The organism is Kitasatospora setae KM-6054 (genome assembly GCF_000269985.1).
Classification (GTDB): Bacteria; Actinomycetota; Actinomycetes; order Streptomycetales; family Streptomycetaceae; genus Kitasatospora; species Kitasatospora setae.
On the sequence record NC_016109.1, the window covers coordinates 8596717 to 8607108 of the forward strand.

Here is a 10392-nt window from a genome sequence, read left to right on the forward strand (position 1 = left end):
CAGCACCGCCACGCATCAGCGCGCACCGGCCCCGGCGGACGCGGTGTCCGCCGGAGCCGGTGCGCGGGGGAGGCGGGAAGGGGGAGGAGCGGGGGTCAGCTGCCGTCGGGCAGGAGCGCCTCGACGAGGCGGGGCCCGGGCTCCTCGAAGGCCCGGGTCAGGACGTCGTGGAGGGCGGTGGGGGTGTCGACGGTGTGGGACTCGATGCCCATGGCGTGGGCCAGCGAGGAGAAGCGGACGGCGGGCGAGACGAGGTCGAGGCCGGGCAGCGGCGGCGGGGTGGGGTCGTCGGGGCGCATCCGGTGCCAGTTGGTGTCCAGGACCTGGTAGCGGGTGTTGTTGACGACCAGGAAGGTGACCGGGAGGTGCTGGTGGGCGGCGTTCCACAGCGACTGCGGGGTGTAGAGCGCGGCGCCGTCGCCGACCACGCACAGCACCGGCGCTCCTCCGGCGGCGAGCGCGGCGCCGCACGCCGCGGGCATGGCCCAGCCGAGGCCGGCGTTGGCGGGCGCCAGGTAGCGGCCGGCGGTGGGCAGCCGCAGGTGGCGCCAGAGCGCGGGGCGGGTGGAGAGCGCCTCCTCGACGAGGTAGGCGTCCCGGGGCAGGGTGTCGGCCACCACCCGGGCCACCGCGTCGTGGGTGAGCCGGGACGGGGCGGCCGCCACCGGATCGGGGGCGGGTCCGGCGGTGGCGGGGTGCGGCTGCCCGGGCGGGCGGCGGCGGGTGCCGATCGCGGCCCGCAGCGCGGCCAGGGTCGTGCCGACGTCGCCTACCACGCCCAGCCGCAGGGCCTGCTGCCGGCCGAGCGCGGCGGGGTCGGCGGTGATCTGGAGCAGCTCGACGCGTGCGGGGAGCAGCGGGGCCGGGGTGTAGACGTAGCCGGTGAGGGCGCGGCCGCCGACGACCAGGACGCGGTCGTGGCCGGCCAGGGAGGTGGCGAAGCCGTCGGGCCCGGCGTGCAGGAAGCCGCGCCAGAGCGGGTGGTCGGTGGGGAAGGGGTTGCTGCCGGGCCAACTGGGGCCGTAGACCGGGGCGTCGAGGAGTTCGGCGAGCCGCCGGCCCTCCTCGGCGGCGGTGCTGCCCGTCACCTCGTCGCCGTAGACCAGGGCGAGGCGTCCGGCGGGGGTGGCGAGCAGCAGGTCGGCCAGGTCGGTGACCTCGCCGCCGGCGGCGGGCAGCACGGTGGACCGGGCGGGCGCGCCGGGCCCGGCCTCGTCCAGGAAGTTGACGGGCAGGGAGAGGAACACCGGCCCGGTGGGGCGGGCGGCGGCGAGTTGGAAGGCGCGGCGGCCCATGACCGCCAACTCGTGTCGGCTGCGGGCCTCGTGGGACCACTTGACCAGCGGGGCGGCCAGTTCGGCGAGACGGCCGGAGAGCAGTGGCTCCTGGGCGATGTGCCGGTAGTCCTGCTGCCCGGCGGTGACGACCAGCGGGGTGCCGGCCGCCGCGGAGTTGGTGAGCACGCCCAGGCCGTTGCCGAGGCCCGCGGTGCTGTGCAGGTTGACGAAGGCCGGACGGCCGGTGAGCCGGGCGTAGCCGTCGGCCATGCCGACCGCGACGGCCTCGTGCAGGCCCAGGACGAACCCGATCCCGGCGGGCTCCAGGCCGGCCAGCAGCGGGAGTTCGGTGGTGCCGGGGTTGCCGAAGACGTGCCGCACGCCCTCGGAGACGAGGACGTCGAGCAGGGCCTCGGTGCCGGTCACCTCGGGCGCGGGCCCCGGGCGCCGGCCGGGCGCGGGGACGAGGACGTCGGTGTGCGCGGTGCTGTTCAGCATGGGTTTCTTCCCACTTGTCGGGACGGGACGGGGACGGGACGGGGGCGGGGTGGGGGCGGAGAGGGGGCGGGGTGACAGGGGGACGGGGGTGCGCTCGGGCAGGCCCGGCGCGGCGTCAGGAGCCTTGCTCCGGGTGGGAGTCCGGGCACTGCGGATTGCGGCACGGCCCGTGCTCCCAACGTTCGGTGCGGCGGCCGGCGGCGTCCCGGCCGCTCCCGGCGTGGACGGCCTCCACATGGGCGTTGCACCTGGCACAGGTGAGGTTCTTCGGCTTTCCGGAATGTCTTTCGACGGTGCTCATGCGTCGAACCTAGGGCAGCCGGAGGATTCCGCAAATGCATTTCAACACTCCCCACGGCCGGAGGGGAGCACGCCCGGCGCACCAGGCGCTCGAACTGTTTCGGTGAGGATTCTAATGAGCCCCGGTAAATGGGATCAGGTGCATTATCCAGGCCCATTCCGGGTGTGAAGTGTTGAATTGTTGAGCGCATTGCGGGGCGTAAGTGCGAACGTCATTCCGAGAACGGCCCGCGCGCCGACGCGGACGGTGCTACCTTGCCGCGATGACCACCCACACCGCGCCGCCGTCGCTGCTGGCCGCCCTCCGCCCGCAGAACCAGGACCGGCTCTACGACTTCTACCGGGACCTGCGGGACACCGACGAGCTGTACTGGGACCGGACGCTCAACGCCTGGGTCGCCACCGGCCACCAGGTGGTCAGCGGGACGGCGGGCGACCCGCGCTTCTCCTCGGTGCGCTACCCGGACATCGACGCGGTCTCCGCCGAACTCCGGCCGCTGGCCCGGGTGCTGAGCCGACAGATGCTCTACAGCGACGCGCCCGACCACGGCCGGCTGCGATCGCTGCTCAGCCGGGCCTTCACGCCCCGCGCGGTGGGCGCGCTCAGCGGCCGGATCTCGGCGGCGGTCGACCAGGTGCTCGACCGGGCCGCGCCGACCGGCCGGCTGGACGTGGTCGCCGAACTGGCCCGGCCGCTGCCGCTGGCCGTCATCTGCGACCTGCTGGGAGTGCCCGAGCGGGACCGGTCGACGCTGTCGGCCTGGTCGGACCCGGTCGCGGCCGCCATCGGCAGCTCCCGGCTGGACGAGGAGGAGGGCCGGGCCGCCTCGCGCGCCATGCAGGAGACGCTCGACTACCTGCGGCAACTCCTCGGCGGGGAAGGCGGGGAAGGCGGGGAAGGCGAGGACGGCGGAGAAAGGGCAGAGGGCGGCGGGGACGCACCCCACACGCTGCGGGCCCTGCTCGGCATCGACGGCGCCGACGGCGCCGACGGCGCCGGCATCGGCGTCAGCGGCGGGGAGCAGGACCGGGACCTCGACGAACTGCTCGCCAACTGCGCCCTGTTGCTGATCGCCGGCCACGAGACCACCACCCACTTCATCGGCAACGCCGCCCTCGCGCTGCTCCGGCACCCGGAGGCCGCCGACCGGCTGCGGGCCCGGCCGGAGCTGATACCGGCCGCCGTGGAGGAACTGCTGCGCTACGACAGCCCGGTGCAGCTGATGCTGCGCCGCGCCCGCCACGACCTCGACCTCGCGGGCCGCCGCATCGCCGCCGGGCAGGCAGTCCTGCTGGTCTGCGGCGCCGCCAACCGGGACCCGGCGGTCTTTCCCGACCCCGACCGGCTGGACTTCGAGCGCCCCGGCGGCCGACACGTCGCGTTCGGCTACGGGCCGCACTTCTGCCTCGGCGCGGCGCTGGCCCGGCTGGAGGGCGCCATCGTGCTGGAGGCCCTGCTGACCCGGCTGCCCGACTGGCGGCTCGACGGCCCCGCCCCGTCCTGGCAGCGCAGCCTCAACTTCCGCGGCCTGGACAGCCTCCAGGTCTCCTTCGACCCGACCCCGCTGCGGCAGCCCCCAGTGGGCGGACAGCCGCCGTCCTCCGGGGGCCGCCGCAGCGGGGTGATAACGGGTGGACGCTCGCGGACCCGGTCCGCAGACTGGGTGCGGTGACGACCCAGACGGACCCCGCACCTGACCTGCACCCCGGCACCTCCACGGACCTCGGCGCGCTGCGGCGGCAGTTGGCGGTGCTGGACGGCGCGAAGGTGGTCTCGGTGCACGTGCCCAGCGGGGGCGAGGGCCTGTTCGCGCTGCTGCTCGGCCTGGCCCACCGGCACCCCGACGGCCGGGCCGAACTGCTCCACCGCTGGCTCACCGTCTGCGGCCCGGCCTGGCGGCTGGACCGCATCGGCCCCGCCCCCGCCCCCGGACCGGGCAGCCCGGACGGCCCGGACGGCCTGGCGGTTCCGGCCGCCGCCTCCGGTGACGCCGTGCCCCGGCCGGCCGCGGACCTGCGGGTGCTGATCGGTCGCGAGATCACCGGCGTCCGGCTCACCGAACCCGGCTGGGACGCCCTGGTCGAGTTCGGCGACCACCGGCTGAGCGTCTTCCCCACCGCCCACCGCACCCCGGAGACCACCCCCGACTGGGTGCTCCGCCTGCCCTCCCGCCGCCGACTGGTGGTCGGCCCCGGCGCCCGCTGGGCCGAGCGCCGATGAGCGGGGTCACCCCGGAACAGACCCGGCGGCGGATCGCCCCGCTGCTCGGCCTGCCCGCGTGGGGAGCGGTCCACGGCCGCCGGCACCTGTGGGTGACGAGTGCGGTGCGGTGCGGGGCCGTGCCCGGTGCGGGCGGTTCTCAGGCGGTGCGGGCCTCGGCGAGGTAGTCGGCCAGGGCGCGGGTGGTCCGCTGGCCGCTGCCGAGAACGGCGGTGAAGCCGGGACTCGCTCGGCGACCCGGACACCGTCCGGAACCACGGCATCGCCGTCGGCAGGACCGCCGTGCGCCTCGGCGAGGGCCGGCCGCCGGCCTCGGTGGAGGGCGCCGAGAGCGGCGAGGCGCTGGAACTGCTGTGGGGCCGCCCGGCGGTGAACGGCCTCATCACGTCGAGGTCGGTCTCGGGGTGGGCGCGGTGGAAGCCGCGCATCAGGCCCGACCGCGCGCCGCGCGAGGCGATCGCGTCGACGCGAAGCAGACGGTGGCCGGGGCGCACGGACGCGCCTGCGCGCTTCGAGATCCACGCCGACCCACCTGGGTGAACAACGGATGGTTGTGGATTGCTGGCAGGTCAGTTGTTTGACCTGCTGTTGTCCTGCCCGCTTGTCTCTCACTGGTCAACGTCGGTTTGTCCGGGTGGGAGCTCAAGGGGGGTGCGCTGAGCATGGTGGGCAGGAGCCGGTTGGGCCGGCAGTTCGGCTGGCTGTGGGCGTCATATGCGGTGAGCGCGTACGGCTCCGGGCTGGGGTTCGGGGCGTTGCCGCTGATCGCCGTGCTGGCGTTGCGCGCCGGACCTGCCGAGGTGTCCGCGCTGTCGGCGGTGGGGCCTGCGGTGGGTGCGCTGATCGCGGTGCCGCTCGCGCCGTGGGTGGAGTTCCGGCGCAAGCGGCCGGTCATGATCATGATGGACCTGGCCCGGTTCGCGGCCATGGCGACGGTCCCGGTCGCCTACGCCTTCGGGTGGCTCGGCTTCGTCCAGCTGCTCGTCGTCTCGGCCGTGGTCGCCGCGGCCAAGATCGCCTTCAACGCGGCCGGCGGCGCCTACCTGAAGGCCCTCGTGCGGCCGGAGGACCTGCTCGTCGCCAACGCGCGGTTCGAGTCCACGAACTGGAGCTCCATCGCGGTGGGGCCACCGCTGGGCGGGGCGGCGATCGGCCTGTTCGGGCCGGTGGCGACCGTGGTGGCCGACGCGATCGGCTACCTGCTCTCCGCGCTGGGCATCACCGCGATCCGCGGCCGCGAGGAAGCGCCGAGGACGACCGGCAAGAGCCCCGTCCGGGCGGGCGCGTTGCTCGACGGCTGGCGACACATCATGGGCCACCCCGGTCTGCGGGCGCTCTACTTCAACAACATGCTCGTCGGCGGGCTGATCATGGCCACCGAGCCGCTGCTGGCGGTGCTCCTGCTTCGCCGGCTCGGGTTCCCGCCCTGGCAGTACGGCCTGGCCTTCGCCGCCCCCTGCCTCGGCGGGCTCATCGGCTCGCGGCTGGCCCGCCGTGTCGTGGCCCGCTTCGGCCGGCACCGGGTCTTCCGGACCGTCGGGACCCTGCGCGCCGTCTGGCTGATCGGCCTGGCCTTCGTCCGTCCCGGCGTCGTCGGCCTTGTGACGGTGATGGCTGTCGAGCTGGCGATCATCATCAACATGAGCCTGTACGGCCCGGTGCTTGCCACCTACCGGCTCGAACACACCCCCGGGCATCTCGTCGCCCGCACCCTGTCGGCCTGGTCGATCGGCCAGCAGGCCTCCATCGCCGTCCTCACCGCACTCGCCGGGCTGCTCGCCGACGTCACCAGCCCGCGTACCGCTCTCACCGTCGCAGGACTGCTCATCTTGACCACACCGCTCCTGCTTCCCCGACAGGACCAGACGCCGCAACACGAGCCGGAACTGTCCCGCAGCCACTCATGAGGCAGCACGACTTGCCACCCGCGGGCCGCAGCCGGTCCGCCGGTGCGCCGTCCTGTCCACCGTCATCGACGCCCAACTGCTCGGCGAGGTAGTCGACCGCCTCCGTCGGCACGTCCAGGAGCACCCCGAGGAACCGCACCGTGGTCATCTGCACTGCGAACCCGAGCCGGTTGTGGACCCGCCGCTTCGGCTCGATCGACCCCCGAGACCGAGGCCGAGGCCGGCTGACCGGCGCGCCGTCCGGCCGTCCGTCCGGTGGATCTCCGGTGGCGCGCGTGCGTGTCCGGGGTGCCGCGGGCGCCCGGTGCGCGAGGCTTCCCCTGGCCGCCCGCCGGGGCGCCGTCCCCTCCTTCCGCCGCCGGTCCGGGCGGTCCCGCACACCCGTGGAGTCAGCCGTGTCCGACGCGCACGTCCAGGTCACCGAGAACGGCCCCTACGTGGTCACCGGCGGAGTGCCGCTGACCCGGCAGACGATCGTGGCCGACGAGCACGGCGACTCGCGGTCCTGGCGGGAGAGCGGCGGCTACGACGCCGGGGCGGAGTACCGGCTGTGCCGGTGCGGGCAGTCCGCCGACAAGCCGTTCTGCGACGGCAGCCACGAACGGGTCGGCTTCGAGGGCACCGAGACCGCCTCCCGGGCGCCCTACCTCCAGCAGGCGGGCGAGCAGGACGGGCCCGAACTCGTGCTGACCGACGCCCAGAAGCTCTGCGCCTTCGCCCGGTTCTGCGACGTCGACGGCTCGATCTGGGCCCAGGTCGAACAGCCCGGCACCGCCGAGCGGGTCGAGCGGGAGGCCGGGCAGTGCGTCGGCGGACGCCTGGTCGCCTGGAAGACCGACGGCGGCACCGCGAAGGACCTCGAACCGGAACTCGCCCCGTCGATCGGCGTCGTCGAGGACCCCGCGCAGGGCGTCTCCGGCGGCTACCGGGTCTGGGGCGGCATCCGGGTCACCGCCGCCGACGGGCACGCCTACGAACTGCGCAACCGGGTCGCCCTCTGCCGCTGCGGGGCCTCCCGCAACAAGCCCCTGTGCGACGGCTCGCACGCGGCGGTCGGTTTCCGGGACGGGCACGTCGACTCCTGACCGGGGTCGTCCGGGCCGGGGCGACGGCGACGGCGGCGCGGTGGCCGCGCGGGGCCGGACCGGGTGCGGGTCCGGTCCGCTACGGAGACGAAGCGCGCCGAGCGGTGAGCACCGGCTGGTAGTACCCGCTGGAGGCCGGGGTGTGCCAGCTGAGGTCGGTGAAGCCGGCCTCGGCCACGAACTCCGTCAGCTGTCGGCGGGTCAGTGCCCAGTAGGTGGTGCGGCGGACTCGGACGTTCCAGGTGCTCTGCGCCGGGGCGAGTTGGAAGTGCTCCAGGTCGTAGCGTTCGCCGTCCTCGTGCCAGTGCCAGAGCTGGAAGTTGATCACCTGGCCGTCAGGGGTCTCGGAGACCTGGGGTTGGGTCGCGGTGGGTCTGGCCAGGCGGGCGTCGTCGTAGTCCCGGAGGGTGATCATCAACAGTCCGTCGTCCCGGAGCACGCGGCGCATGCCGAGGAGTGCCGCCCGGACGTCCTGCGCGGACAGCAGGTGCGGGAGCGAGTTGTCGGCGCACAGGACGACGTCGAAGACCGACGACCTGAAGGGCAGTCGGCGCATGTCCGCGGCGGTGGCCGGCAGGCTGACGCCACGGGCTGCCGCCTCGGCCGCGGCCCGTGTGGCTGCGAGGGGGCTCAAGTCGCTGCCGACGACGTCGTGTTGCCTCAGGGCCAGTCCGATCGCCTGGGTCCCGATCCCGCACGAGCAGTCCAGGACCCTGTGCGGTCCCGGCCCCAGACCCGAGCGCAGGAGCTCGTCCAGCACCTTGGCTTGATGCGCGATGCTCGCGTCCCAGTCTCGGAAGATCAGGTGGTAGTCGCGGGCCAGTTCGTCGTAGAAGTCCCTGGTCGAGGATTCGGACATGCGTGCCACCATAGTGCGTGGCGGCCAGGCGGGCACGCCGTTTCGGGCCGCGGCGGCCGGACTCCGACCTCCCCGGCGGGTGCCCCGCTCGCGCCGTCGGGCGGCCAGGACGGCGGGACGTCGGGACGGCGGACGTCGGTGTCGCGCCGGCGCGGGTGGGCGTCCGGGCCAGTGGGTGCGCTGGCAGCTCAACCACCGCTTCAGCAGCGCGGCGGGCGTCTGCGGCTGGTCGTACTGGCTGGACACCTTCAACATCGGGTACGGCCCGGTGGCCGCCGACGCCTTCCTGGGCGAGCCGACCGTCCTCGTCGACGAACGCGGGCCGCTGCGCTGAGCGCACGCGATGCCCGGGGGACAGGGAAGAAAGGGGCGTGCCCCGGACGCTGGGGCCGGGGCACGCCTGCCGGGGGAGCGGCGTCAGCAGGCCACCACGGTGGAGACGGTGGCGGTGGAGGCGGGCAGGCCGGGCTGGTTCACCGAGAAGGTGTTGCTGACGGTGAGGCCGCACGCGACGCTGGTGAAGACGCTGCCGACCGAGTTCGAGCCGGACTGGATCAGGACGGTCGGGTTGGCGGGGGCGAGCGGGACGCCGCCGATGACGGTGCCGGAGATGGTGAAGCCGACGGACTGCGGCGTCCAGGACGGGTCGTTGGCGGTGGCCACCCCGTAGAAGCGGACCTGGTTGCCGGAGATCTCGACACAGGCCCGGGTCAGCAGCGGGCCGGGCGCGCCCGGGGCGCCGCAGGTGATGGTCGGGCCGACCGGGCCCGCCGGGCCGGCGGGCGCGGCGGCGGCGCCCTGGACGGTGGCCAGGGTGGTCAGGGCGGTCAGGGCCGCGGCGGCGGCGACGGCGACGGTGGTCTTCATGGGTGCCTCTCCTCGGGGGGTAGGGGGTAGGACGGCATCCGGAATGTGAAATGTCACATTCCGCTGCCGCCAGCATGGCAGGGCACCCGCACCGCCGGGGAGGGGCTTCCGGGAAGAAGGCGATCTTCCACGGGTATCGGCCACCGAATGACCAAAACGACCTGTCGGTGACCACACAAGCCACCCGCCCGAGCGCCCGAACCACCGACCGGGGAAGCCGAGTTCGCCGCCAGTGGCGACCGAGCGCCCGCTTTCCCTCCGGTCGGCCGGGACCGGCCGGACGGCCGCGCCGGAGGGCGTGAGAGCCTGGCGGGATGAACGACGTCCTCGCCGCCGCGCTGTCCCGCGCGGCCGGCCACCAGCGCCGGTTCGAGCCGCGGCTCGCCGCCCACTTCGACGCGCTGGCCGATCCGGCGGCCGGCGGCGGGCCGGAGCTGCCGGGGCGGGGGCGCTTTCCCGCGCGGGCGCTGGAGCTGCTGCGCGAGCTCTCGCTGCGCGGCGGCAAGCGGCTGCGGGTGGCGCTGCTGCACGAGGCGGCCGCGCTGGTCACGGCCGGGCCGGTGCCGGGGCTGGACGCGGCGGCGCTGAGCGTCGAACTGCTGCACACCCACGGGCTGGTGCACGACGACCTGATCGACGACGCGCCGCTGCGCCGGGGCGGACCGTCCACCTACTACGCGTACCTGGCCGAGTTCCCCGACCGGCCGGACACCGCGCGGGCGCTCACCGTGCTGGCCGGCGACCTGGCCGCGTTCCTGGCGGTCCGGGTGCTGCTGGGCCCCGGCGGGCCGCCGCCGGAGCGGGCGCTGGCGATGGCGGCGGTGGTCGCCGACGCCGGGGCGGCCGCCGTCGGCGGGCAACTCCTCGACCTGGAACGGGACTTCCCGCCGCTGCCGGACACCGCCTTCCTGCACGAGGTCACCGCGTACAAGTCGACCGGCTACTCGGTGCTCGCCCCGCTGCGCCTCGGCCTGCTCGCGGCCGGTGCCGACCCCGCCCCGTACGACCGCGAACTGCGCGGCTACGCCGAGGCGGTGGGCGTCGCCAACCAGATCCACGACGACCTGCTCGACCTCTTCGGCGACCAGGACGCCCTCGGCAAACCGCTCGGCACCGACCTGCGGGCCGGCCGCCGCAGCTACCTGCTGCTCGCCCTGGAGGCCGCCGGGATCGACCCGGCGGGCCGGACCCCGGACGGGCTCCGCGCCCGGGCCCGGGCGGCCGGCGTCGAGGACGCGCTGCGCGCGGAGGCGGCCCGGCACGCGCGCCGGGCCGCCGACCTGGCCGCCGGCTGGGAGGGCCGGTGGCGGACCGAGGCGGTGGCGTTCTTCACCCACCTGCCCGCCTGGTCCGTCACCCGCGACCACTGAGGGAGCGG

At 75.0% G+C, this 10392-nt stretch carries 9 protein-coding genes and 1 pseudogene; 6 read left to right on the forward strand and 4 right to left on the reverse strand.

Annotation, left to right across the window (positions count from 1 at the left end):
- Positions 1–95: 95 nt before the first annotated feature.
- Entirely contained in the window at positions 96–1775 is a 1680-nt protein-coding gene (locus KSE_RS37240) for a thiamine pyrophosphate-binding protein (protein WP_014140574.1), read from the reverse strand.
- Between the two features lie 563 nt (positions 1776–2338).
- Between KSE_RS37240 and KSE_RS46125 the strand changes: the two genes are divergently transcribed.
- The 3 genes from KSE_RS46125 (at position 2339) to KSE_RS37260 (ending at position 6203) form a co-directional block, all read left to right on the forward strand.
- Entirely contained in the window at positions 2339–3748 is a 1410-nt protein-coding gene (locus KSE_RS46125) for a cytochrome P450 (protein WP_014140575.1), read from the forward strand.
- On the forward strand, positions 3745–4296 hold the full coding sequence (locus KSE_RS37250) for a hypothetical protein (protein WP_014140576.1): 552 nt from the start codon (positions 3745–3747) through the stop codon (positions 4294–4296). Before KSE_RS46125 ends, KSE_RS37250 begins: the two co-directional genes overlap by 4 nt.
- A gap of 662 nt (positions 4297–4958) precedes the next feature.
- Positions 4959–6203 carry an MFS transporter gene (locus tag KSE_RS37260; RefSeq protein WP_014140578.1) on the forward strand — a complete coding sequence of 415 codons (1245 nt, stop codon included), beginning with the start codon at positions 4959–4961 and terminating at the stop codon, positions 6201–6203.
- A gap of 61 nt (positions 6204–6264) precedes the next feature.
- Here KSE_RS37260 and KSE_RS46435 read toward each other — a convergent pair.
- Positions 6265–6399: pseudogene (locus KSE_RS46435) on the reverse strand (DUF4158 domain-containing protein); the annotation flags it as partial.
- A 199-nt stretch (positions 6400–6598) separates the two neighbouring features.
- Here KSE_RS46435 and KSE_RS37265 point away from each other — a divergent pair.
- On the forward strand, positions 6599–7288 hold the full coding sequence (locus KSE_RS37265) for a CDGSH iron-sulfur domain-containing protein (RefSeq protein ID WP_231873287.1): 690 nt from the start codon (positions 6599–6601) through the stop codon (positions 7286–7288).
- Between the two features lie 79 nt (positions 7289–7367).
- Here KSE_RS37265 and KSE_RS37270 read toward each other — a convergent pair whose 3' ends face one another.
- Positions 7368–8147, reverse strand: coding sequence for a class I SAM-dependent methyltransferase (locus KSE_RS37270; RefSeq protein ID WP_014140581.1), 780 nt, complete (start codon positions 8145–8147; stop codon positions 7368–7370).
- 175 nt (positions 8148–8322) lie between these two features.
- On the opposite strand from KSE_RS37270, the gene KSE_RS43270 reads away from it, so the two are divergent.
- Positions 8323–8481 carry a hypothetical protein gene (locus KSE_RS43270; RefSeq protein WP_014140582.1) on the forward strand — a complete coding sequence of 53 codons (159 nt, stop codon included), beginning with the start codon at positions 8323–8325 and terminating at the stop codon, positions 8479–8481.
- An 83-nt stretch (positions 8482–8564) separates the two neighbouring features.
- On the opposite strand, the gene KSE_RS37280 is transcribed toward KSE_RS43270, so the two are convergent.
- On the reverse strand, positions 8565–9014 hold the full coding sequence (locus tag KSE_RS37280; RefSeq protein ID WP_014140583.1) for a hypothetical protein: 450 nt from the start codon (positions 9012–9014) through the stop codon (positions 8565–8567).
- A gap of 314 nt (positions 9015–9328) precedes the next feature.
- Here KSE_RS37280 and KSE_RS37285 point away from each other — a divergent pair, with 314 nt between their 5' ends.
- The gene (locus tag KSE_RS37285; RefSeq protein WP_014140584.1) at positions 9329–10384 is read left to right on the forward strand and encodes a polyprenyl synthetase family protein; all 1056 of its coding nucleotides are present in this window, start codon (positions 9329–9331) and stop codon (positions 10382–10384) included.
- Positions 10385–10392: the final 8 nt, after the last annotated feature.

What these genes read in the sequence shown, in the direction of transcription:
- KSE_RS37285 (WP_014140584.1), top strand. Translation starts at nt 9,329, where the DNA reads ATGAACGACGTCCTCGCCGCCGCGCTGTCCCGCGCGGCCGGCCACCAG.
- KSE_RS37280 (WP_014140583.1), bottom strand. Translation starts at nt 9,014, where the DNA reads ATGAAGACCACCGTCGCCGTCGCCGCCGCCGCGGCCCTGACCGCCCTG.
- KSE_RS37260 (WP_014140578.1), top strand. Translation starts at nt 4,959, where the DNA reads ATGGTGGGCAGGAGCCGGTTGGGCCGGCAGTTCGGCTGGCTGTGGGCG.
- KSE_RS37240 (WP_014140574.1), bottom strand. Translation starts at nt 1,775, where the DNA reads ATGCTGAACAGCACCGCGCACACCGACGTCCTCGTCCCCGCGCCCGGC.
- KSE_RS37270 (WP_014140581.1), bottom strand. Translation starts at nt 8,147, where the DNA reads ATGTCCGAATCCTCGACCAGGGACTTCTACGACGAACTGGCCCGCGAC.
- KSE_RS46125 (WP_014140575.1), top strand. Translation starts at nt 2,339, where the DNA reads ATGACCACCCACACCGCGCCGCCGTCGCTGCTGGCCGCCCTCCGCCCG.